At 34.8% G+C, this 24,897-nt stretch carries 20 protein-coding genes and 1 tRNA gene; 17 read left to right on the forward strand and 4 right to left on the reverse strand.

Translation table 11 applies throughout. The features are described from left to right. The first annotated feature begins 35 nt into the window (after nt 1-35). From QOL71_RS10820 to QOL71_RS10895, 16 genes are all read left to right on the forward strand, one after another. On the forward strand, nt 36-929 hold the full coding sequence (locus tag QOL71_RS10820) for a ParB/RepB/Spo0J family partition protein (RefSeq protein ID WP_283416940.1): 894 nt from the start codon (nt 36-38) through the stop codon (nt 927-929). Next, nucleotides 930-1,559, forward strand: coding sequence for a DUF5683 domain-containing protein (locus QOL71_RS10825; RefSeq protein ID WP_283416941.1), 630 nt, complete (start codon nt 930-932; stop codon nt 1,557-1,559). A 26-nt stretch (nt 1,560-1,585) separates the two neighbouring features. After that, nucleotides 1,586-2,284 carry a 4-hydroxy-tetrahydrodipicolinate reductase gene (gene dapB, locus QOL71_RS10830; RefSeq protein ID WP_283416942.1) on the forward strand — a complete coding sequence of 233 codons (699 nt, stop codon included), beginning with the start codon at nt 1,586-1,588 and terminating at the stop codon, nt 2,282-2,284. Between the two features lie 68 nt (nt 2,285-2,352). Further along, nucleotides 2,353-3,987 (forward strand): signal peptidase I, encoded by a 1,635-nt coding sequence (gene lepB / locus QOL71_RS10835; RefSeq protein ID WP_283416943.1) that lies wholly within the window; start codon nt 2,353-2,355, stop codon nt 3,985-3,987. Nucleotides 3,988-4,322: 335 nt separating this feature from the next. After that, on the forward strand, nt 4,323-4,937 hold the full coding sequence (locus QOL71_RS10840; protein ID WP_283416944.1) for a WbqC family protein: 615 nt from the start codon (nt 4,323-4,325) through the stop codon (nt 4,935-4,937). A 56-nt stretch (nt 4,938-4,993) separates the two neighbouring features. Beyond that, nucleotides 4,994-6,685: a S8 family serine peptidase gene (locus QOL71_RS10845; RefSeq protein WP_283416945.1), complete on the forward strand. Its 1,692-nt coding sequence runs from the start codon at nt 4,994-4,996 to the stop codon at nt 6,683-6,685. A gap of 109 nt (nt 6,686-6,794) precedes the next feature. Next, the gene (locus QOL71_RS10850) at nt 6,795-7,289 is read left to right on the forward strand and encodes a lipocalin family protein (RefSeq protein ID WP_283416946.1); all 495 of its coding nucleotides are present in this window, start codon (nt 6,795-6,797) and stop codon (nt 7,287-7,289) included. An 18-nt stretch (nt 7,290-7,307) separates the two neighbouring features. Continuing rightward, the gene (locus tag QOL71_RS10855) at nt 7,308-7,997 is read left to right on the forward strand and encodes a YiaD family glycine zipper/OmpA-like lipoprotein (protein ID WP_283416947.1); all 690 of its coding nucleotides are present in this window, start codon (nt 7,308-7,310) and stop codon (nt 7,995-7,997) included. 88 nt (nt 7,998-8,085) lie between these two features. Then, entirely contained in the window at nt 8,086-8,970 is an 885-nt protein-coding gene (locus QOL71_RS10860; RefSeq protein ID WP_283416948.1) for a decaprenyl-phosphate phosphoribosyltransferase, read from the forward strand. Then, nucleotides 8,970-10,286 carry an FAD-binding oxidoreductase gene (locus tag QOL71_RS10865; protein ID WP_283416949.1) on the forward strand — a complete coding sequence of 439 codons (1,317 nt, stop codon included), beginning with the start codon at nt 8,970-8,972 and terminating at the stop codon, nt 10,284-10,286. The genes QOL71_RS10860 and QOL71_RS10865 overlap by 1 nt, the downstream gene beginning before the upstream one ends. Before the next feature lie 29 nt (nt 10,287-10,315). Further along, nucleotides 10,316-11,041 carry an SDR family NAD(P)-dependent oxidoreductase gene (locus QOL71_RS10870; RefSeq protein WP_283416950.1) on the forward strand — a complete coding sequence of 242 codons (726 nt, stop codon included), beginning with the start codon at nt 10,316-10,318 and terminating at the stop codon, nt 11,039-11,041. An 84-nt stretch (nt 11,042-11,125) separates the two neighbouring features. After that, nucleotides 11,126-11,713, forward strand: coding sequence for an HAD family hydrolase (locus QOL71_RS10875; protein WP_283416951.1), 588 nt, complete (start codon nt 11,126-11,128; stop codon nt 11,711-11,713). 50 nt (nt 11,714-11,763) lie between these two features. Beyond that, complete coding sequence (locus QOL71_RS10880; protein WP_283416952.1) at nt 11,764-12,936, forward strand: cysteine desulfurase family protein; 1,173 nt, start codon at nt 11,764-11,766, stop codon at nt 12,934-12,936. A 66-nt stretch (nt 12,937-13,002) separates the two neighbouring features. Next, the gene (gene trxA / locus QOL71_RS10885; protein ID WP_123281215.1) at nt 13,003-13,320 is read left to right on the forward strand and encodes a thioredoxin; all 318 of its coding nucleotides are present in this window, start codon (nt 13,003-13,005) and stop codon (nt 13,318-13,320) included. A gap of 135 nt (nt 13,321-13,455) precedes the next feature. Beyond that, nucleotides 13,456-13,529: transfer RNA gene (locus QOL71_RS10890), tRNA-Asp, on the forward strand. Nucleotides 13,530-13,967: 438 nt separating this feature from the next. Continuing rightward, complete coding sequence (locus tag QOL71_RS10895; protein WP_283416953.1) at nt 13,968-15,206, forward strand: site-specific integrase; 1,239 nt, start codon at nt 13,968-13,970, stop codon at nt 15,204-15,206. A gap of 277 nt (nt 15,207-15,483) precedes the next feature. On the opposite strand, the gene QOL71_RS10900 is transcribed toward QOL71_RS10895, so the two are convergent. After that, entirely contained in the window at nt 15,484-16,359 is an 876-nt protein-coding gene (locus QOL71_RS10900; RefSeq protein WP_283416954.1) for a DUF4238 domain-containing protein, read from the reverse strand. A 19-nt stretch (nt 16,360-16,378) separates the two neighbouring features. Further along, the gene (locus QOL71_RS10905; RefSeq protein ID WP_283416955.1) at nt 16,379-17,770 is read right to left on the reverse strand and encodes a hypothetical protein; all 1,392 of its coding nucleotides are present in this window, start codon (nt 17,768-17,770) and stop codon (nt 16,379-16,381) included. Between the two features lie 385 nt (nt 17,771-18,155). On the opposite strand from QOL71_RS10905, the gene QOL71_RS10910 reads away from it, so the two are divergent. Next, entirely contained in the window at nt 18,156-18,833 is a 678-nt protein-coding gene (locus QOL71_RS10910; protein WP_283416956.1) for a hypothetical protein, read from the forward strand. A 34-nt stretch (nt 18,834-18,867) separates the two neighbouring features. On the opposite strand, the gene QOL71_RS10915 is transcribed toward QOL71_RS10910, so the two are convergent. Both QOL71_RS10915 and QOL71_RS10920 read right to left on the reverse strand, forming a co-directional pair. Then, nucleotides 18,868-23,742 (reverse strand): NACHT domain-containing protein, encoded by a 4,875-nt coding sequence (locus QOL71_RS10915; protein WP_283416957.1) that lies wholly within the window; start codon nt 23,740-23,742, stop codon nt 18,868-18,870. Continuing rightward, on the reverse strand, nt 23,739-24,812 hold the full coding sequence (locus QOL71_RS10920) for a ComEC/Rec2 family competence protein (protein ID WP_283416958.1): 1,074 nt from the start codon (nt 24,810-24,812) through the stop codon (nt 23,739-23,741). The genes QOL71_RS10915 and QOL71_RS10920 overlap by 4 nt, the downstream gene beginning before the upstream one ends. Nucleotides 24,813-24,897: the final 85 nt, after the last annotated feature.

Raw genomic sequence — 24,897 nt, forward strand, 5'->3', positions numbered from 1 at the left:
AAGTTTATCTATTATCATTAATTATCATTTATAAAATGAGAGACAAAACAAGAGCAATGGGCCGCGGTCTAGGCGCGATTCTAAATGCTGAAAGTAAAACCAATATCAATTCGGCGTCTGATGAAGGTGCTAAAACATTGGTAGGAAACATCGTAGAAGTTTCTATTGAAGACATTTACCCAAATCCGAATCAGCCAAGAACTTATTTTGACGAAAAAGCATTGAGCGATCTTGCTGAATCGATTAAAAGTCTTGGAATCATCCAGCCGGTTACACTGAGAAAAGACGGAGAAAAATTCGAAATTATCTCCGGAGAAAGACGTTACCGCGCTTCTAAGATTGCTGGATTAAAATCTATTCCTGCTTATATCCGTTTGGTTAACGATCAGGAATTGCTGGAAATGGCTTTGGTAGAAAATATCCAGAGAGAAGACCTTGATCCGATAGAAGTTGCTTTAACTTACCAAAGACTCTTGGATGAGGTTGGAATGACTCAGGAGAATCTTAGCCAACGCGTTGGAAAGGAGAGAAGTACAATTACCAATAGTGTTCGTTTGTTGAAGCTGTCGCCGGATATTCAAAACGGGATCAGAAGTGGTCAAATTTCGGCTGGCCATGGAAGAGCGATTATGGGCTTGGATACAGATGAAAAACGTCAGACTTTGTTCAATAAAATTATTCAGGATCAACTGAATGTAAGACAAGCTGAGCAATTAGCTGCGCAATTGAAGAATCCTCAGGATAAAGAAAAAGCAGTAAAGCAAATCATTATTCCTAATCACGTGAAAAAAGCTCAGAAAAATCTATCTGATATTCTGAATGTGAATGTCGAAATCAAAACTTCGGCAAATGGGAAAAAAGGAAAAATTGTTCTCGATTTTAAAAATGAAGAAGAGCTGGAAAATATTTTGGCTCACATTAGAAGATAAATGAAGAAAATATTTTCAATTTTTTTGTTCTTTTCTTTTTGTTTGGCTTTTTCACAGGTTAATCCTAATGATACTATTCGGGTTGAAAATCTTCCAAAGGACAGTATTCCTGCCGCAAAACCAATGTCGGAAGCCCAGGTTTTAGGTGATATAGAACAAAAAAATGCACCTGCAAAAATCACGAAGCTAAGTCCTGCAAAAGCAGGTTTGTATTCTGCAGTTTTGCCCGGCCTTGGACAATTTTACAATAAAAAATATTGGAAAATCCCGCTGGTTTGGGGAGCAGTAGGAACAGGAGTTGGGATTGCGCTTTGGAATGATAAGCAATACAAGCGATACAGAAATGCCTTTGTTGCGGAATTAAATGGTCTGCCCCACGAGTTTTCCAATATTAACGGAATCGACAAAACGGTTCTTGGTAATGCTCAGGACAGATCCAAAAGACAGCGGGATTATGCGATTGGAATTACCGGTTTGATTTATATTCTTAATATTGTTGATGCTGTTGTAGATGCGCATCTTTACGAAGGCCGTCACGATCCGGATCTGGCATTGACACCTTCCATCATCAATGATCAGTTCAGTAATTTTGAAACAAAAGCAGGAATGACTTTAACTTTCAGATTCTAAAATTAAAAATCTATATCAATTATAAAATGAAAATAGCATTAGTAGGTTACGGAAAAATGGGAAAAATAATTGATGAGATTTCCCAAAGCCGAGGTCACGAAGTAGTTGCAAGATTGAGAGAAACGCCAACCAAAGATTCTCTGAACGGAGCTGATGTGGCCATAGAATTTTCAAATCCCGAAGCTGCTTTTGAAAATATCAAAGTTTGCTTGGAAAATCATATTCCCGTAATCTGCGGAACAACAGGTTGGTTGGACAAAAAACCGGAAATTGAGAAGATCACTTTAGAGCAAGATACAGCGTTTTTATATGGCTCAAATTTTAGTTTGGGAGTGAACCTCTTTTTTGCGCTTAATGAAAATTTAGCAAAACTGATGTCAAAAACTACCGAATATTCTGTTCAGCTGGAAGAGATCCATCACATTCATAAATTGGATGCGCCAAGTGGTACTGCTATTTCCATCGCAGAGGGAATTATTGAGAATTCTAAGTACGAAGCTTGGAAACTGGATGAGACCAAGGATAAAGAATTGGGGATTTTTGCCATTCGTGAGGACGAAGTTCCTGGAACGCATAGTGTTTTCTACAGATCGGAAGTGGATGAGATAGAAATCAAACATACAGCCTTTAACAGAAATGGATTCGCATTGGGTGCTGTGATTGCAGCAGAATGGATTGTTGGAAAACAAGGGGTTTTTTCTATGAAAGATGTTTTAGGTTTGTAAAAACTGTAACAAAAGCAGCATATAAAAAACTAATATAGAAGCTACGCTTAAAATTAAAAGCGATATTTATGGATTATATTATTACTTATACCGTGTATGTACTCATCATCAGTTTTTTGATGGGACTTACAACTTGGAAATTATTTAAAAAAATGGGCTACAACCCATTATTTTCTTTTATTCCTTTTTATAATTATTTAATCATTCTCAAAGAGACCAAACATCCGAAATGGTGGGCGGTTTTATCTTATTTACCAATCGTTGGTCCGATAATGATGTCTGTTTTCCATCTTTTCCTGATGAAAAAATTCGGAAAAAGAGGCGCTGTAAATGGAATATTGACTGTGATTCTGCCTTTTATTTTTATGGCAACGGTCAATTATGGGAAAGATCCGGAAATAGAAACTGAAGAAGAGGAGGAAGAAAGCAAAAAGAAAGAAACTTTCCTGGGTTCGGTAACGTTTGCTGTGGTTTTTGCAACCATTATTCACGCATTTATCACGCAGCCTTTCGGGATTCCGACAGGGTCAATGGAACGTACATTATTAGTTGGAGACTTCTTGTTTGTAAATAAGTGGGCTTATGGTTACAGAATGCCAATGAGACCTGTTGCTTTGCCGTTTTTGCAGGGAACGATTTTCGATACGGGTCAAAAAGGCAATCCGAAAGATGACCCAAAATCTTATATTGATGCGGTTAAATTACCATATCTCAGAATTCCTGGTTATGATGAGATCAAGCGATATGATATTGTTGTTTTCAACTATCCGCAGGATTCTGTGCATACGGCAATCGACAGAAAAGATCCTTACGTAAAAAGATGTGTCGGTATTCCCGGAGATGTTATAGAGTTCAGAGCCGGAAGATTATTTGTGAACAATGCACCGGAGAAAATTCTTGGTGATGAACAACAGCAACACGGTTATCTGGTTACGACGAGTTCACAGCTTAATATTCCTCAGTTGTACAAAGCATACGGATTTCTTCCGGTGCAGGAAAATCAGACCAATACAGGATTTGTATATGCTTTTCAGGGTTTGACAGATCAGACAGCAAAAGAAATCAAAGCCCTTCCGGAGATTGTTGAGATGAAAGAAATCATCGAAGAAAAAGGAGAAGGTGCAGTAAGATTTAAACTGAATGCTGATAAAACGGCCTACACAAAAAATGTGGATACAACACAATCCATTTATCCGATCAACAAACCTTGGAACCAGGATTGGTACGGACCGCTTAGAATTCCGAAAAAAGGCGATGTTGTAACACTTAATCAAGAAACTTTACCAACATACAAATGGATTATCTCCGAGTACGAGCACAACAAGCTTGAAAACAAAAACGGGAAGATCTATGTCAACGGACAGGAAACCAATCAATATACCATCAAGCAGAACTATTATATGATGATTGGAGACAACCGTGATGCATCTTTGGATGCAAGGTTTTTTGGAGTCGTTCCGGAAGAGAATATTGTCGGAAGGCCGATGTTCACTTGGCTAAGTGTAGAAGGATTGTTCTCCGATGCTGGTTCCACTTATCAGGCGCCAGGCAAAAAAATCCGTTGGGATAGGATGTTCAAAGCCACCAACACAGGCGAAGCCAACAAAACATCGTATTGGTGGGTAGCTGTGATTATTTTGGTATTGTTCTTCGGCTGGGATTATTTCGCCAAATTATTCAAAAAGAAAAACGAAGAAGATTAATATGAATTAGGAGCTCAATCCCGCTATCCACTATATCTTTTTTGTCATTGCGAACAACGTGAAGCATTCTGTTGAAATTTTTGACAATCGCAATAACAAAAAAGGATGCCGTTCCTATCGGGGCTATGGGATTTGTCCTCCGAAATAAAGATTCAACACTTTGTCAGAGATTATTATCTTTGACAAAGTTTTTTTTAATTAATATCCTCAAATAATCATTCAAAGCTTATATAAGCGAAGCGCCTTTGTTAGCCTAAAAACATTTAGTTGTAAAAGAACTTAGTGTGCTTTGTGTTGAAATTTTGAATATTAAAGAAGGATTATCAAAAATAAATATGAAAAAAGTTCTTTTACCAATATTCTACTTACCGCCAGTTTCTTGGTTCTCAGTATTTTTGAATGAAGAAAATGAAGTCACTTTCGAACAATTCGAAAACTTTCCAAAGCAGACCTACAGAAACCGTGCGGCAATTTACGGTGCCAACGGAAAATTACCTCTGATCATTCCTATCAGACATACAGGCAAACGGGAAATCAAAGACATCGTGATTTCTTTTGCAGAAGATTGGCAAAAACTGCATTGGAAGTCCATCAAAACAGCTTATCAGAGTACGCCTTATTTTGAGTTTTATGAAGATAAGCTCAAAAACATTTATGCAGAACAGGTGTCTTCATTGCAAGATTTCAATCTCAACGCGTTAGGTATCATTCTTGCTATTCTGAAGACCGAAAAAAAGTATGAGCTCACCAATGAATATTTTAAAAATCCGGAAGCAGAAGATTACAGAGGAAAGTTTTCAGCCAAATCAGAATCAGAATATGAAATGCCGGAATATTATCAGAGCTTTTCAGACAGAAACGGATTTATAAAAGATCTTTCGATTTTGGACTTGATCTGTAACATTGGACCGGAAAGTTTGACTTATATCAAAAATATAAAACTCGATTAATATCCATGAAACTCTTAAACGAGATTTTCCTTAACAGAAACAAATAATTATTTAATATGAAAAAATTATTGATAGCGGCAGCTTTTTTATATGCAGGATTTGGATTGGTTCAGGCGCAGACAGCTTCTCCGCAGGAAGACAAAGACCAAAAAACCTGGTATCATAAAAACTATGCAACTACAAAAGTTTATGGAGTTAATACGGAAAATGCCTATAAGTTTCTCGAGTCTAAAGGACTGAAGCCAAAAACTGTGGTTGTCGGTGTTTTGGATAGCGGAGTAGAAGTAGACCATCCGGGATTGGTGAAAAATATATGGACCAATCCGAACGAGATCCCAAATAACGGAAAAGATGATGACGGAAACGGATATGTGGATGATATCCATGGTTGGAATTTCTTAGGAGGTAAAAACGGTGACATTGATGTTGATAATATGGAGGTGACGAGAGTCGTGAAAAAATATCAGTCGGTTTTTGAAGGGGCGGATTCTGCAAAGAATAAAGAGAATCAATCCAAAATGCCGGACGAATTTGCGATGTACATGAAGTCCAAGGATATTTTCACAAAGAAAAGCCAGGAAGCTAAACAAAATCTACAGCTTTATACAATGATCAACAATTCCATACCCGATATGGTGAAATTGTTGGGCAATAAAACGCTGACTAAGGAGAATTTGGCAACCATCAAACCTTCCAGCCAGCAAGAAGCAATGGCAATGCAGGTTCTTTCTCAGGTTGCAAATGATCCTCAGGTTGCAGGTAAATCAGCTCCTGAAGTGAAAACCTATATGGAAGGACAGATGAAGGAAGCGCTGGATTATTTTACGCCACAAGCTGAAAAAGGCTATAATCTGGATTTTGATCCAAGAAAAGAAATCGTTGGAGACAATTATGATGATTATTCGGAGAAAAACTATGGTAATAACCATTACGAAGGTCCGGATGCAAAACACGGAACACACGTTGCGGGGATCATCGCGGGTTTAGCTAATGGTTCTGAACCTCAATATGGGGTTGCTTCCAGAGTGGCTAAAATTATGACAGTAAGAGCTGTTCCGGATGGTGACGAAAGAGACAAAGATGTGGCTAATGCCATTCGTTATGCCGTTGACAATGGTGCGAAAATTCTTAATATGAGCTTTGGAAAACCGGTTTCTCCCGGGAAAAATGTAGTTTGGGATGCATTCAAGTATGCAGAAAGCAAAGGCGTTCTTTTGGTAAAAGCTGCTGGTAATGAGAACGAAGATATTGCTGAACATCAGTATTTTCCAACCAACTTCAAATCTACTGCAGATGAAAAGCCTTTCATTAGCAACATGATTGTGGTGGGATCTAATACGAATGATGCCAACGCACTGAAATCAAGCTTCTCTAATTATGATAAAAAAATGGTGGATGTTTTTGCACCTGGGTCTGAGATCTATTCAACAGTTCCGGATGGAAAATACGAATATCTGCAAGGAACCTCGATGGCATCACCAGTCGTTGCGGGAGCGTCAGCTGTTCTATTAGCTTATATGCCTAATCTTAAACCGGAGCAGATAATAGAATCATTGGTTAAAACTACCAACACGAGTGCAAATAATGGATTTGAAAACCTGTCAAGATCTGCAGGTGTAATTGATGTTGCAAAAGCCGCGGAATATGCTTATAAGAATTTTTATAAGGCAGATTCACCTGTAAAATCAGTAAAAAAAACGGTTAAAAAACAAAAATTACATAAAGCAATTGATAAGACAAAGCTTTAATAATTAGGATAATATATCAAAATAAAAAAATCTGAGAGCATCTCAGATTTTTTATTTTTTAACATTTGGCATAATTTTTTATCATAACTTAGCAGTAAATATAAAAACTATGAGAAAATTAATTTTTTTAGGAATGATAGGAGGAGCACTGTTAGCGACCTCTTGTTCAAGTAAAAATGGTGTGAGTGCTGGTGAAGCGCAAACATTACGCTCTGAAGTGATGAAATTAAAAGGTCAGTGGGATATATCCAACATAGACTATGATAGAAATTATTCTGTAAAACCATTTGACGAAGGTGCAAGTATCAATTGCTTCGTAGGAAGTTCTTGGACTTTGATTCCCAATAATTATACAGGAACTTATACTTTACACGGAGAGAATGGTTGCCCTGCTAAGATTCAGGCAATCACTTTTAGTGTTGATAAAAATAGTGTAGTTTCTCTTAAGAAAGTTGGTGAAGGCGAAAAAGCTAAAAGAGTTCTTGCAGGATATAAACTCATTCTGGAAAATCCAACAGATAATAGCTTCACTTTGGTACAGTCTGTAACGGCTGATGGAAAACCAATGGATATCCGTTATAACTTTGTGAGAAAAGGTAAATAATCAAATAAAATACATATAATGAAATTAACAAAATTAAATATAGCTGCATTCTTTATTTCAGGATCACTTCTATTAACAAGCTGTGAGGCTGTTCAGAATGCAAATAATACTCAGAAAGGCGCTGCAATTGGTACAGCTGCAGGTGCAGTGATCGGAGGTATTTTAGGTAACAACATTGGAAAAGGTGGAAATGCTCCACTTGGAGCTGTTTTAGGTGGAGTTGTTGGTGGAGTTGCAGGTGGTGTGATCGGTAACAAGATGGACAAACAAGCTAAAGAAATCAAAGAGACTTTACCGGGAGCAGAAGTTGAAAGAGTGGGGGAAGGTATCAAGGTTACTCTGCATGAAAATACAGTTAACTTCGATTTTAACTCATCTAATTTAACTTCTCTTGCAAAAACAAATTTAGACAAACTGGTTACAGTTCTTAAAAATAATCCGGATACCAATATCAATATTTATGGCCATACTGATAGTATTGGTACAGATGCGGTGAATCTTAGGATATCTGCTCAAAGAGCTGCGGCTGTTAAGAATTATTTTGTAGCCAACGGAATTTCTGCTTCAAGATTGTTTACAGAAGGATTAGGAAAATCCAGTCCAATCGCTTCTAACGATACAGATGCAGGAAGAGCTCAGAATAGACGTGTAGAATTTGCTATCACTGCAAATGAGAAGATGATTAATGACGCACAATCTGGCAAATAAGAAATATTCTTACATTTTCATTAAATAATAAACCGCAGTTTGCGGTTTTTTTATTTTAATGTTACTTTTGCATAATTAAAAGCATTAGATGAAGAATTATTTAAAATTAATAAGAGTGGAACAATGGGTGAAGAACTTATTTGTTTTTGCTCCGCTATTTTTTTCAGGTAACATTACCAATACTCATCTTTTCTACGAAAGTATCTTTGCATTTTTGGTTTTTTCTTTTACTGCAAGTTCTATCTACGTCATCAATGATTATTTTGATATAGAATCTGACAAAAGACATCCGGAAAAAAAGCATCGTCCATTAGCAAGTGGAGCCGTTTCCAAAACAAGCGCAAAATTGCTGTTAGGATTTTTAATTCTGTTATCCATATTTTCAATCTTCGTAGGAAATTATATTTTTCACACCAATTTTTGGAAGTTCGGAGTGATCATCGCATTTTATTTTGTGATGAATCTTTTTTATACATTTAAACTAAAGCAGGTCGCCATTGTTGATATCTGCATCATTGCAATAGGCTTTGTTCTGAGAGTATTAGCTGGTGGTTATGTTACAGGAATTATAGTGACGAATTGGGCTGTCTTACTTACATTTGTCCTTGCTTTGGTTCTGGCAATAGGAAAAAGACGAGGAGAGCTGATCAATGCTCAGATTTCGGGGAAAACCAGAAAAGCTTTGGACGGGTATAACGTTCAGTTTGCAGATATTGCACTGTCTATCAGTTGCACATTAGCCATTGTTTGCTATCTGATGTTTACTTTGTCTCCGGAAGTTCAGACAAAGTTCCATTCCCGGGTTTTTTACACTGTTATTTTTGTTGTATTTGCATTTCTGAGATATCTGCAGCAAACATTGGTTTACAATAAGACCGAATCTCCGACTAAAATCGTTTATAAAGACCGATATATACAAGTGACAATTGTTCTTTGGGTAATTGTTTTTCTTTTACAAATCTATTTTAAATAATGAAGCCGAATTTTGTTCAGAAAATTACCAATTGGGGGAATTTCCCGGTTGTGGAAAAAGAAATGAAGTCGGATGATTCTGTTTCTAAAATCAAACAGTTCGTAAGGGAAAATAATGAAGTGATTGCTCGTGGCAATGGACGTTGTTATGGTGATGCTTCCCTTGGCGAACATATTTTTTCTACAAAAAGATTGAATAAATTTATTTCTTTTGATAGGATTAATGGTATTATCGAATGCGAATCCGGGGTTCTTTTATCGGAAGTTTTAGAGGTTTCGGTTCCGCAAGGTTATTTTCTTTATGTGACGCCGGGAACAAAGTTTGTTTCGGTGGGAGGAGCCATTGCATCTGACGTTCATGGAAAAAATCACCACGCTGAAGGCTGTTTTTCCGAGTATGTAACGGAATTTAAATTATTAAATGAAAATTCTGAAGTTATTACTTGTTCCAGAGAAGAAAACCCGGATAAATTTTGGGCAACAATTGGCGGAATGGGATTGACGGGAATTATTCTGTCGGCTAAATTCAAACTAAAAAATATAGAGTCGGCATACATCAGACAGGAAAGCATCAAAGCTGAGAATCTGGATGAGGTTTTCCGATTGTTTGATGAGAGTGAGGACTGGACTTACAACGTTGCCTGGATTGATTGTTTTCAAAAAGGGAAAAACCTGGGCCGTTCCATTTTGATGCGTGGCGAACACGCTTTGAAAGCAGAATTGCCATCCAATCTTCAAAAAAAATCTTTGAAATTAAAAGAAAAGTTCAAGCCAACAGTTCCTTTCTATTTTCCCGGATTTGTCTTGAATGCGCTCACAATTAAGATTTTTAATTTCCTTTATTACAACAAACAGACAAAGAAACAGCTCAACAATTTTATTGATTACGAAACTTTTTTTTATCCTTTGGATATCATCAATGACTGGAACAAAATCTATGGCAAAAGCGGATTTATTCAGTATCAAATGGTGATCCCGAAAGACAACGGAAAAGAAGGGATGAGACAGATTCTTGACACCATTGCAAAAAGTGGGAATGGGTCTTTTCTGGCTGTTTTGAAGTTATTTGGCAAAGATAATCCTTTGGCTTATAATTCTTTTCCAAAAGAAGGATATACCTTGGCTTTAGATTTTAAAGTGAATAAGGGATTGAAGAAGCTGGTTGATAAATTAGACACAATCGTAGAAAATTTCGGAGGAAGAATTTACTTGACAAAAGACAGTATGAGTAAATCTTCTTTGACTAATTATCTTCAGAATGTCAATTCGTCCAAATTCGTTTCATTACAACACAAAAGAATTATCAATAACCATTAATAATTCATAACTAATAATTTATAATTCATATGATTGTTCTTGGTTCTAATTCCGAAGTTGCTCAAGCATTTGTAGAAGAATGTTTAGCTAAAGGCGAAAAATTTCCGATCGTTTATTTATTAAGTTCCAATCCGGAAACGACTGAGAAATTTGCAGGTCATCTTCAGGTTAAGTTTCTTCAAAACTCTGAAATCATTCCTTTGGATTTGATGAAAGAAATTGATTATAAAACTTTGGAAAACATCAATTCGGATTTGTTATTTTGTGCTACAGGTTATTTGGGTTTGGGAACGGAAGAAGGACTTTATGATGATGAAAATACGGCTCAGATTATTGATATTAATTACGCAAAATTAGTTCCTGTTCTTAATTTCTTCGCCAAAAAAATGGAATCTAAAAGAAATGGAGCAATGATCGTTTTATCATCCGTTGCCGGCGAAAGAGGAAGGCAAAGTAATTTCATCTACGGAAGTGCAAAAGCCGGATTAACAGCTTATTTGAGTGGGTTGAGAAACTACCTTTTCGATAAGAAAGTTCAGGTTTTAACCGTGAAACCAGGTTTTATGGAAACTAAAATGACGGAAGGTTTACCGTTGAATCCGGCTTTGACAGCAACACCCAAAAAAGCAGCAGCAGGAATTTATAAAGCCTATAAAAATAAAAAAGACGTTGCTTACGTTTTACCAATTTGGGCAATCATTATGATGATCATCAGAAATATTCCTGAGTTTATCTTTAAAAAACTAAAACTATAGTTGATGATTGATAGATGATAATCTATTGAAGTTCTATTAAAGAAACGAAGCAAATAATCATTTATCATTCATAATTTATCACTTATGAAGAAATTATATCTATTTGATTTTGATGGAACCTTAACTTACAAAGACACGATGTTTTTGTTTTTAAAGTTTTATGACCCTGCAAAATTTTCCGTCCAGTTTTTGAAGCATATTCCACTTTTTATTTTACTAAAAATGAAATTGGCAGATGCAGAAGCTGTGAAGAAAAGTTTCATTGCATCCATTCTGAAAGGTCAATCCAGATATCAGATAGAGAAAAAAGCACAGCAATTCTTTGATGAGAATTATCCTGGTTTATTCAGAGAAAATGCTTTGGATTTCATCAAAAATATTGACAGGGAACATACCGAGTCTTATATCGTTTCTGCTTCTTTAGATATTTGGGTAAAACCATTTGCAGACAAGCTTAACATGATTTTGTTAGCTACAAAAGCGGAGTTTATAGATGATGTTTTTACTGGGGAATTTATAGGCAAAAACTGTAATAAAGATGAGAAAGTCTGCAGAATCGAAGCAGAACTCGGGGATAAAAAATTTGATAAAATCATAGCTTTTGGAGATACTTCCGGAGATAAAGCAATGTTCAAGTTCGCAAATGAATCGCATTACCGATTTTTTCACTAATTTAGTACCTTAATTTTCGAACAATTTTTCGGCTTCAAATCTAATTAAAAATGGAAAGAATTTATCTTGATAATGCAGCAACTACGCCTCTTGATGATGAGGTGATAGACTGTATGGTGAATGTTTTAAGATTCAATTATGGCAATCCGTCGTCAACGCACAGTTTGGGACAGGAAGCCAAGACCATTTTGGAAGAAGTTAGGCGAAAGATTGCAGATTCTTTGAAAGTGACTCCGGGGGAAATCGTTTTCACATCTTGTGGAACCGAATCCAACAATATGATTATCAAATCTGCGGTTAATTATCTTGGTGTAGAAAGAATCATCACTTCTGCTTTGGAACACAAATGTGTCGCCGAAACCTGCCTGGAAATGAAGAAATTGAAGGGAGTAGAATTGGTTTATCTAAGACCGGACTCCAACGGTGATTTCGATTTGAATAAATTGGAGGAATTACTGAAAAACTCAGAAAAGAAAACCCTTGTAACATTGATGCACGCTAACAACGAAATCGGAAACATTCTTGATATCGAAAAAGTAGCTCATCTTTGTAAAGAAAACAAAACCCTTTTCCATTCCGATACTGTTCAGACAATGGCACATCTGGATCTGGATTTTTCTAAAATCCCATTAGATTTTGCATCTTGCAGTGCTCACAAATTTCACGGGCCAAAAGGTTCGGGATTTGCTTTCGTAAGAAAATCTTCAGGACTTAAGGGAATTATCACAGGCGGACCGCAGGAAAGAAGCTTGAGGGCCGGAACCGAAAATGTAACTGGAATTGCAGGTCTTGGAAAGGCTTGGGACATTTCACAGGAAAAAATGGAAGCTTATAGAAACCATATTCTTGACATTAAGCATTATGCGATTCAACAATTGCAGAATAAGATTCCGGGAATAAAATTCAATGGAAGAAGTGCAGACGACAGCAGTTTATATACAGTTCTGAATCTTTTGCTTCCTTATAAAAATCCATTGATCGGCTTGCAATTAGATATGAAAGGGATTGCTATTTCGCAGGGAAGTGCATGTAGTTCAGGTGCGGCAAAACCGTCAATGGTTTTGATGTCTGTTTTGTCAGAAGAGGATTTGGAGCATTCAACACCGGTAAGAGTTTCATTTAGCCACTTTACGAAAAAGTCTGATATTGATGCTTTTGTAAATGCATTAGAAGAAATCGGAAAGCAATTCATTATAGAAAAAGCTGATAGTTTACATAGATAATCAACAGAAAAAATCAATTATAAATTTTGTAATTTTGTTTTACAAATTAATTAAGAATAAGAAATCATGGCAGTAGAAATCACAGATCAATCGTTTCAAGAAACAGTATTAAATTCAGATAAACCGGTATTAGTTGACTTCTGGGCAACTTGGTGCGGACCTTGCAGAATGTTGGGACCGATCATTGAAGAAGTTGCAGCAGATTTTGAAGGTAAAGCATTGGTAGGTAAAGTAGATGTTGATAACAACCAACAGGTTTCTGTAGATTACGGAATCAGAAATATTCCTACGGTTTTGATTTTCAAAAACGGAGAAGTAGTTGATAAAATCGTAGGTGTAGCACCGAAAGAAGTTATCGCAGAGAAATTAAATTCTTACTTGTAGGAAAATAATATAATTGAAAATGAACGCTTTTCTATTTGAAAGGCGTTTTTTTATGTGAAAAATTTGGAGATGTAAATTATTGTTGTATTTTTGCAACCACAATAACGAAAGGTAATAATCTTAGTTATGACAAAAGATCCGGTAGTTCAGCTGGTTAGAATGCCGCCCTGTCACGGCGGAGGTCGCGGGTTCGAGTCCCGTCCGGATCGCAACTATTATATCAAAATAGTGCAAAATGCTTTAAAATGTATGTTTTAAAGCATTTTTTGTTTTATAGCTGTTCAAACAAGGCTAAAAATTAACAATATAAAAGTGACCTATTCAGTGACTAAATGAATATGCTTAAAACAGGTCACTGAGAAATTTGAATATTCAATTGGATAATTTTCAAAATTAGCAACGGAAAAAATGACCTTGGTCAGTGACCTCTATATTTGGTTAAAAAAGGTCACTAAAAAATTAGAATATTCGAAGAAATGGTATTCGGGTTTATTAATGCAGAGTGACCTATATTAGTGACCTTCCTCAATTGGTTAATCGAGGTCACTAAATCTCTGGAGATGCCTTCTGATAAGCCTGTTTAGAAAATGAATATCTTGTTAATGTGTTTTACTGAAGTTAATTTTAAACACTTAAAAGCCCAATAAATGAACAAGACATTCAACTTACTTTTTTATGTTAAAAAATCTAAAGTAAACTCCGAAGCAGAGGCTCCTATTTATTTGAGAATTACGATTGACGGTAAAATATGCGAGATTAGTACGAAACGTTCCGCTCACATTTCTAAATGGATTGCTAAAGCCCAGAAAGTATCTGGTTCTAATGAAGCAGCCAAATCACTTAATATGTATTTAAAAGCTTTTGAACAAAAGGTTTATGATACTTACTACTCACTGCTTAAAGACAATGAGATGGTAACCTGTGAAATACTAAAAAATAAATTGTTAGGTACTAATGAACGTGCCAGAACTTTGATTCACATTTTCCGAGACCATAACGATCGTATGGAGAAATTAGTAGGATCTGAGTTTGCAAAGGGTACTTTAACACGTTACAAAACTTGTCTGAGCCATACTAAAGAATTTCTTTTGTGGAAGTACAATCTTTCTGATATCGATATCAAAAAAGTCGATTATGCATTTCTCAACGATTTTGAAATGTTTTTAAGGACGGAAAAGAAATGTAACAATAATTCAGCGGTCAAATATGTCAAGAATTTTGGCAAAATCATTAGAACCTGTTTAGCCAATGGTTGGATAGAAAAGGATCCATTTGTACACTATAGCTCAACTTTTACTGAAGTTACAAGGGCATTCCTCAATGAGGAGGAAATTGAGAGATTATTCAAAAAGGATTTTAGAAATGAACGTCTTTCACAAGTCAGGTACATTTTTTTGTTCAGTTGCTATACAGGTTTAGCATATATTGACACTCAGAAATTGACACAGCAAAATATCAGTGTTGGTTTAGACGGAAATAAGTGGATTTTTACAAAACGCCAGAAAACCAAAACAGCTTCTAACATTCCTTTGCTTCCTGATGCGCAGAAAATTATAGAGATGTATAAGGATCATCCGGTTTGCATGAATAGTGGGAAATTGCTTCCCGTTTTGAGCAATCAGAAAATGAATGCTTATCTGAAAGAAATTGCAGATCTCTGCGAAATTGATAAGGAACTAACCTATCATATTGCTCGTCATACTTTTGCAACTACAGTTACTCTAGCTAACGGCGTCCCTATTGAAAGTGTAAGCAAAATGCTTGGTCATAAGAATATAAAAACCACTCAGCATTATGCTAAGATTTTAGATAAGAAAGTAAGTGAGGATATGTCGCTTTTGAAAACCGTTTTGGATAATAAAAGACAATTACAAAAATTAGGATAAACCTTTGCAATTAAAAACAGAATTAAAGATAAAGCGGTCAACTAATAACATTGCCGCTTTTTTTAACGAGATAGTCTTGCGAAAGTGTAGACTTCAGCGATTAATTTTATTCTTCCAAAATTACTTTCTTAATTTTCCACCAGAATCAACTCTTCCAATTTATCTAAAGTCAATTACGTGAAAAAATTAGTTAACTTGAAATTGATTTAAAGTTATCGCATTAGAAAAAACCTAGTAGTTATAACTTATGGAAGTTCACTATATCTACAATTTCTTTCTATACAAACTGAAATATATAGCGATTAATCATCTCTGTCTGTCCCTGATTTTGGAGATGCTTATAAGTTTCTATTATTGTCTGAAGATATTCTTTATCCTTACATACAACATATTTCTGAGCCTGATGAAACATTGCTAAATCTTTATTTAAATAGAAAGCGACGTTTTTGACATACTTTTCTTGAGAATCACTACAAATAAAAGTTTCACTATTACCAAGTGGCAAAATGAAATTTCCGAAATCATCAAGTTTATTACTGTCACTTTCTATTAAGGGAACATCTCCTAATATTGATATTATATTCGCATTCGAATTTACATAACTGTTATTATGAATACGAAGTAATTTTTCCTCGCTTATATCAAGATTTTCGTAAAATGGAAGAAACGGGAAAATCAATCTTTTTGTCTTTCGAAAAAATTTCGAATTAATTAGATATCCCATCGCCTCTGTATGATCCGTTCCATCGTCCTTTTTAATAGTAATGTTAACGGGTAGTTTTTCGTAAGGATATTCCTTGTCTTTGATGTCAAAAAGTCTATCGTTCGCTGGCAAGCGCCATTTCATAGATGAAGCCATTATCAATAAAGATGTTAACCCTTCTTCAGTAACAATTCCTGTACGTGTTATCTCTGTTAAATGTTCTGAAAACATTTCATCAAGTTCAGCATATAGTTTTTCTAAGCTGTCATTCGGAGTTCCACCAAAATGCCAAGTATTTCTGTTCATCTCAAAGAAAACAGACTTTGGACTTCTTCTTGCCTTGGCGAAGCTACTCTTTTCTTTGTCATATATATAAAGCATATTATCCTCGTCAGCAAATCTTTTAATGAGGAATTGTGGTATGTAATGGTGCCTTTTAGATATTGCCATGGATGTTTATATTAATTTTTCAATCATTTTCTTTCTGTAATTTTCGTTTTTCAAGTTCCTTTAAGTATACGCCATATAAGCCAATTTCATTAAGTGCTAATCGGAAAACAGCATATATAGGTGGAGGAGTAAAAAGTTCGAATGTGTCGCAATCAGGATCACCATCAGGGAAATTATATTTAGCTTTAATATGCGGTGGTCGTTTAGCAATCTGATTAGTCTTAACACTTTCTAAAATTTCATATATAGCTAATATTAAAACTGTAGATTCGCCAGGAGAGGTTAATTTATCGGTACAATAGAATTCATTATCTTTTAGTATTAATGGTGGTGTAAATACTTTAATAATGCTCGAAAGAACTAAGAGAAATTTTTGCCTCATCCTCAAAGTCTCTTCTGCTTTTACAAAGAATGGCCTAATAAAATAGAAAAAATCCTTTTCCTTTAATTTCTGAGCAATATAAAACTTATCGTAATAATAATATAGTGCCTTGGCAATATGAATTCTGCCTTGTTCAAAACATTGATCAGCAAATGATTTAATATAGTTAAGAGTATCATTAAATTGTGAACATTCGAGGAAATTTGCAATCAAAAATTTTTCGGGATTCTTCTGAAATTCATGATAATTGCCATCTTGGAGCTTTTCGAGAATATTGACAATAGTAATTGGAGGATTTGGAGAGTTGAGTGAAAAGTAGGCTATAATAATTTTTTCAAATGCTGAAGCTCTCTGTATTCCATAAAATGAAAGTAACTCATCAAAAAAGCAATATGGATAAAAAGGTCTGTTGCTTATAGTACTTGGATTTATATTTGAAATGTCGTTTTCAAATAAATATTCGTCAATAGATGAACTCAGGAACTCATCGATTGCTCCAAAAGTTAAAGTGAAAGATTTAATACCTAATAAACCTTTAATAGCAATACTTACTCGGTCTCGTCCTCCTTCTATTTCATTTCCTTCGACGATTACGTTCATAGGTTTTACTACTCTTTCCACAGATGATATTGAAAACTTTTTGTTATGAGACCTTTCTGTTTCCTGTACTAAATCAAAATCGAGATCATCTTCTTCAATTATTTTCAGAGTATCTTTCCAGTATTTTACCATATCCGCACAAGTTTCGTAGCTGTTTGAATTTATCGGAAATGCATCTAAGCCTTCTGCTTCAGTCAAAATTGTTGTTGCTTTAAATCTGTCACAAAAGTTAAGAGCAAACTGGCGGATTCCTGGAATAGTTCCTATATTAGTTAAGTAGTGAAAGTATTCATGTATAAATATGGCCTGCTGTTGACCAATATTTAGATCAGTGAGAAAAGTTGTTAAATTTTCAATGTCAAATCCATCTAGACATATGTAAAATCGATCTGGATAATATTTTATTTTGGTTAGGTCTATATTTTCCACGAGAGAACGTTTTTGTATTAAAAAGTACGATTTTTTTTTGACATCTTTTTCATAATCGCAATTGTAAATACAAAAATTGAATTTAAAATTTAAAAAGCTACTTATCAAAAAATAGAATATATTCAAGAACTACTTGGCACAAAGCATTGATACTTCTCTGCTAGCATATAAATTTTTAGAAGTGAAAAAAATAATAAAATTTCCATAAGCTACTCTGATAAACAGAAAAAAAATGTAACTTTGGTTAAAGCTTTTACAGAAGCTTGCCACTTGTCTTAGCAAAACTGTTTCAGTGCTGTAGTAATAAATTTACATACCAATAGCGAGTTTTTAATTTGAAAACTTGAGAGGCAGGTGTCATTTTTTCGATTTTAAACTAGTTATTATGGTCTTAAAAATTAAGGGCTATACTGCCGAGTATATCAAGCGTATGGCAAAATCAATCAAAAAAGCAGAAGGCATAACACACGCTGAAGCCTTAGAGAAAGCTTCTATAAACTGCGGTTTTCATTCCTGGAAAAACTTTCAAAACCAATTAAAAAATGTTGCCTCAATTCAGAGACAGGAAACTGTTAAGTCTCTTAACAAAGATCCTTATAGAAATTTAATTGTTGCAGCGATTAATGAACTTTTACAACAGAAAAAAATCAATTTTGATGTTAATAATGAACAGCCTGGAAAAGCTGGAGATATGGATGGACATTTTTTGACAAAATTATTTGGACAGAATTGTGCGATTCTTTGGAGAGAGATCAGCTACCAAGAACTGATGATTACCGTCTGGTGGAAATATGATCATTCAAAAAATCCGCAAGCTAATCTAACAGGAAATGAGAGAGAAAATTTTAATGATACTCCGCTAGCTGACAAAAGGCATTACAGAAAGTTTGTAGGAGCTGTAGTGTATGGATGGCTGGAAAGATTAACAGGCCACTATCTGATGGGACAAGACGGTGAGCATATTGGCAAGTATTATGTAAGAAAAGGGGAGAAAATAGAACTTGAAGAATTACCTTTTATCAAATCCGAAGGATATCAATCTGATGGGAAATTTTATCGCTAGAATAAGGTCGGAAAACTATTTTCCGACCTTATTTTTATTTATATTGAAGAAACTCATCTTTTAGCATATAAGCTTTGGTGGAGCTTTTCTCAATTAGAAAATCCAGGATAAATAGAAAATCTTTTAAGACACTTCTGTTTCGTTTTATCTTTGCGCCGTATTTATAAAAAGCTTTTTCAATATAATTATTTAGCAGAGTATAATCTGCTTCTACAGATTTTTCCGTTTTAAGCATCAGTGCAATCCAAGATATGGATTCAGGCATATAGTTATAAAATGCGATACCGTTTAAGAATCTTATTGAAGAATTAATTCTGTTGAATCCCCAATTTGTAATCAGGTCTTTATAAAACAACTGTCTGCCTTCGATAAAACTACATTTTTCTTCACTTTCCTTCCAGTCAATATCTAATAGCAAAAAAGGGAAAAATTTACCATTCCTATTCTTCAAAGACCAATCCTTCAGAACTTCCCAAAGTATCCAAAACTTTCCTAAGTCAATTCCTCTTGCCAAAATAAACTCCTTGATTAGTTTACTTATAAATTGTTGAAATTTATCCGTTTTTATGTCTTGCTCATTGCTCAATGTTAAATATAAAATAGAACTAAAAAGAGGTTTCGAAAACTCAAGAGGCTGATTTAAAAGATATCTTGGGTAAAAAAATATAAATGCACTTCTACTGTCATGATAGTCCGAATAACTATCTACTTTTTGATCGTTTAAATATTCCAGATGCATCTGTAAAATTTCCTGTATAAACTGATGATGTGCCGGAACATTAGTTTTCCAAGGAATCATACGTACAGCATCGTCTAGAAACCAGTGCGTAGCCATATCTAATGAAATATTATTTGTTTCTGGAGCAGTGATTGTTCCTGAAAGTACTGACATCACTAATTTTTCAAACCAATCCTGGTTTGCTTCATTTAACTGTTCTAATGTTATTTCTTCTCGATGATATTGAGCTTTTTTTCTTTTATATTCTTGATTTAGCTCTTTCTGTATCCTTATAAATTCGAGTAATCCAAACCAGCAATTTTTTACGAATTCTGGCTGATAAACCGGTAAGTCATGAGATATACCTGCTAATAGAGAAAAGCGGTCCCTTTCGTCTATTCCTTTTAATAGTAAGCGAAAAAGCAGTTCCTTTACTTTTAATTGAAATGACCCATCAAGATCATACTTAAAGATATACGATAAGCTTCTTAAACCGGGACCACTATCTACCATATCTAGATTCATTGGATAAGCGTCCTTATCCAAAAGTTTACTTTCCCCAAGATTTACAACTGTTTCGCAACACCACGATAGCTCATCCGGTGAAAGATTATGTGCGAAATCCCGCAAAGCAACGGCTGCCATAGTTACAGGTGTAACCATGAAATGAGGTTTACCTTCCAACCTTAGTATAAATTCATAACCTTTTTTCCAGGTTTCATAATTGTGATTGGACATTGTTACATTATCGTAAGCATTTCTGGCCCACGTAGCATTAATAGAAGGGTATTCATCCTGCATAAAACTATTAACCATTTGCATAGTTTCTGCGTCGTAACCCGGAGATAATTGTACAAGATTATTTTCTCCTTCCTCTTCAATTATATTAATGGCGTATTTGCGAGCGTCCATATCGAATAAAAACTTCTTAAAGCCAATATTATCTTGGTGGAGATTTTCCCACATGGCATCTATCTGTTTAAAAAGAAGATGATTAAACTTTCGTTCATAAAAAATATAGTGTGCTACAAAACCAACCAAGCCAACATAATATTTTTTACGATGGAATCTGTTATTTTCTGTTATACGTTCTCTCTTTTCAAAATCGTCATCCGGATAAAATGAAACATCTATCATTTCCGATGTTGATCTGGATGAGTCCCATTCAAAAAAAATAGGAATTCCGAGTAAAGAGACAGAATACTCATCCAACACAGATGGATATGCTTGAATAACACTTGAAACAATTCCTAATACGGCAACATTATTGGATTCTAGGATCAGCCTTTTCAGATAATTTTGTACAGTTTTTAAATCTTTTTCTCCTAAATCCAACAAAGATTTTTCTAATCCCATTAATAAAGAAGTTAAAACGCGATTATCAACATTAAATCCTCTATACATTGACCAATAGTAAGTGGTACCGTAGTACATTTTCTCTGTACCGTTCTCAAATTTAATCTTAATTTCTTCTAATCCATCATCATCTGCGGACAATATCTTCCAGTTGTAGTCAAAGGCTGTGTTTAAGAATGGAACGATAAAATCAAGTGCCTGTACTGGATGATATAAAAACATCCAGTAAAAAAAAGTGTAATAACCGCTTGGGAATTCATAGTCATAATCCAAATCTTTATCTAATCCAAAATCATTATGTTTTGGTTTTTTGTCATACCAGTCGCTGGAACGACCCGTTGAGCGCGGTATAACTTTCTTAGCCCACTTTTCGGTTGCCATTTTCAGAACTTCGTCTGGAAAGAAACGGCATATCTGATCAGAGGTCAAACCATTAATAATATAATTTCTCACCTTAGATAGAATAACTTGGTTCGTCCATCTCGTATCAGCTTCTTGTGGATTTACGCATGACTGAATCAAATTTCCGACTAGGACAGGGTCTGCTTCAGTCAATTTAAAAAGAATATCTAGGTAAATTTTGAGATAAGAATAATCAGCCTTTCTAAAATATCCTGTTGATTTTATTGCTTGAGATCTATATATAAAATCTTCCAGCAGAAACGCAGCGCTTTTTGCACCAGATGGAAGCATATCTTGATTAAACTCTTTTAGCTGTGCAGACCACGAAACTATCAATGTAAGATATTTTGTTTCAAATCCAGGAATTTCTATTAATTCAGAAAAATTATCCTTGATGAAATTTATAATGTAATCCCATCCATTTCCTACTGGAAGTAAGTGATCAAAGTCTCTTTTCGTTGGATCCATCTTTTTACATCCTGTTTGAAGTAAAAAAATAATTCTTTGAATTAAGTTCCCAGAATTATTCAGAAGTTGATCTTTCAAACTATCTAAAATAACATTTGAATGATTAGATCTAAGAGAAACAATTAATAAATCATCTTTCCAAGCTTGCGATAACTCAGGGTCATTAAGAAGTTCATGCACAAAACTAATTGACTTGTCAGGTTCACTTATATAAAGTTCTTCCATCCACAAGCGGAATGCTCTTTTCTGTGATGGTGTAACTCCTAATTTAAGAAGGAATTCTTTTGCACTAGCGGATTGATATTTTTGCTTTCGTATATATCTAATTAAAGCCCAGTCCTCTAGCATATCGTGAGATGGACAAAATGAAGGTTCATCCGCCGTATTATCAAATTGGAGAATATTATCGCGAACAAGTTCATTGGTTATTTCCTCATCTGCAGCATAAGTTGTAAAAAGAGTCATTTCAATGGCTCTTTTTACACATATATCAAAAAAAACATTTCCACGTTTTGTGGAATTATTTTCCACAATATGCTTCCACATTAACATTTTAAACTGCTTTTCATCTAAGGCCTCTTCACCTGAAAGTACTGGTAAAATTCTTAGAGCTTTATCTAAATAATAAGGAGTGCGTAATAAATGGTTAATTTTTGGATTATCAAGCAAAGAATTAAGCTCGGGAAACCTTTCGCGAATCATTGCAATTTCCTGATCATCAAATTCGTCCACTTGTAAATAGCTAATATTACCAGGTAGCTCAGTATAAAAATTGATTCTAAAATTCTGGATAAGGTAATCCCGCATTGTTAAAACCACCCCTGCATGTTTATTTTTGTTAAGTAATTGAAGTAATTCTTTAAATGCCCCAAATTTTCCAGACTCCAATAATTTTTCAAAACTCTCTATCCAAAATAAAAAATATTTGTTCGACAATGGACTATCAAGAATTTGCTCCATACTTGCATTGCATCCTGAGTTTTTTAAAGCTTCGCTCAATGTTTCACAATAAAGATTTTCAGCTGTAAATGTTAAAATGGTGTGATCACCTGATAGCTTTAAAGTCGATACCGCCGATTTGGTCAAAGCCGACTTTCCCACTCCTGGCTTTCCATGAACCACAATTAAATTATTATTCTTTAAAGATTGTAAAAGCTTTGTATTGTCACGTGGCACGTTAAAATCACCTACTGTTTCATTCGTTTTTTCGATGGTCTTTTTCTCATTCTTTTCCATTTCTGAATAGCTGCTCACAACTTCCTCATTAGTCTCTGGTACTGTTAAAGTGATGGGTAGAAAGTTTTCTACCTTATTCAATAATACATTATAAGCAAATACTTTGGTTGCTATAAAAATGTCTTTATCTTCATAATTATCGATGATTCCTGTAAGATAAGCATTATCATAAAGTATGGAATAAGCGCCACTTCCGGATAGGCCACTAACATTTTCCAATGCTCTTGCATCAAAGGTATCTAGGGGTTCTTCTGACCGGAGAGAGAAGTGCTGTGGGCCTGCTTTCTCATCCTCATTAAACTTCAAGGGAAAATAACGATCCTTATCCTGATTATTAAAACTCGCAAATCCCCTTATTTGATAGTTATCAATAGATTGATTAGTATCGATAACTTGACAGAAAAATTGTTTGCCGGTAAGTGAGATAATATCTTCTTTTGGCAAAATCAATAATGCCATATCTTCTTCATCGCTTTCAGACACCAAGACAATATCTGTATCAACTAAGGTATAAGAATGGAATGTAGATGTTTCTTCATTAAAGATCTCATCCAACACGATTCCTGTTTTAATGATTTCTTTATCAAAATTCTTTCCTGTTAAACAATGTTTGGCAGTAAGAACATAAACATAGTCTACATCTGGATCCGGAAAATATATTACTGCTGTACTTACCTCCTTATTGCTGGATATTTTAACAGCTGCAAGTTGTTGTATATTTTTTTTCATAGATTATCTTTTAATGGTAAATAGGCAAGCGTTTTACTTTCAGAGCCTAATTCCGAATAACTACACTCAAATTTATGATTTTCACATGCATTTATATCCACGTCAAAGAGATTTCTTAAATCTCTCGTGTCGCAAGCAAAATGAATATTTAAAATTTCTGAGCTCCTTTTGTCCTTTGTCAATAATCTCACAATCGCTTCCTTATCCGGATGTCTGTTATGTATGCCATTTCCCGTTACAACATAACATTTGGTATTGACTATTTCTAAAAGTTCAGAACTTGTATTTGCTTTGCTTCCATGGTGAGACAATTGCATAAATTCAACTTCAATTGGGTTTTTTTTACAATATCCCAAAGCATAAAGACTGTCAATTACATCAGAAGGATGACTATCTGCGAGCAATAAAGCTTTCAAGTCTCCATATTCAGCTAGTAAAGAAATGGAGCTGCCATTGATAGGGTCTGTATCCTCATTAAATTTGGCAGTTTTAAGTTCTTCTATCGTTTTTTTGTGATCCGATTTGTCTTCTGGTCTGCCTATTTTACCACTTGTTTCTTCTTCCCTCCATAACTCTTTTGCTGCAGCTTCCTTTTCAGGGGTTGGTGAAAGGAAGGTCATTTTAAATCCAGAGCATTCAACAGGAATTGTTTTAGTATTAATTGGAAATGTTGAAAGGAGATTTTTTTCAGAAAGATAATCTCTAAATTTAATACCATCACCTACTGAAATCTTGCCGTTAGAAGCCTGTATTACTTCAGGTGAATGGTTAAACAAAAAATTCTTTACAACTTCATGCTTATCCGAGATTTTAATATCTCTCACAAAGCCCAGTACTGCTCCAATGTGATCACGGTCAACATGGGTGATAATCCAGTTGTCTATCTTCTCATTATTTGATATTAGATCTTTTATTAAAGGTCCGAAAGCATTTTTATATTCCTTCCCATACCCGCCATCGACCAGTATGTTATGCCAATCGGAATCTGTGCCTAAAAATCTTATATAAATTGCATCTCCACCTCCTACGTCGAAAAAATGAAAACTGATCTGATGTGTTTGTTGGATCATCACGTAAATTTTTTAATGTATATAATCTTCTTTCTAAAGTAAAAAAAATACCGTTACAAAAATACTAGTGTAAATTTTAGTTCGC

Origin of the sequence: Epilithonimonas pallida (assembly GCF_900182975.1) — a bacterium.
Taxonomy (GTDB): Bacteria; Bacteroidota; Bacteroidia; order Flavobacteriales; family Weeksellaceae; genus Epilithonimonas; species Epilithonimonas pallida.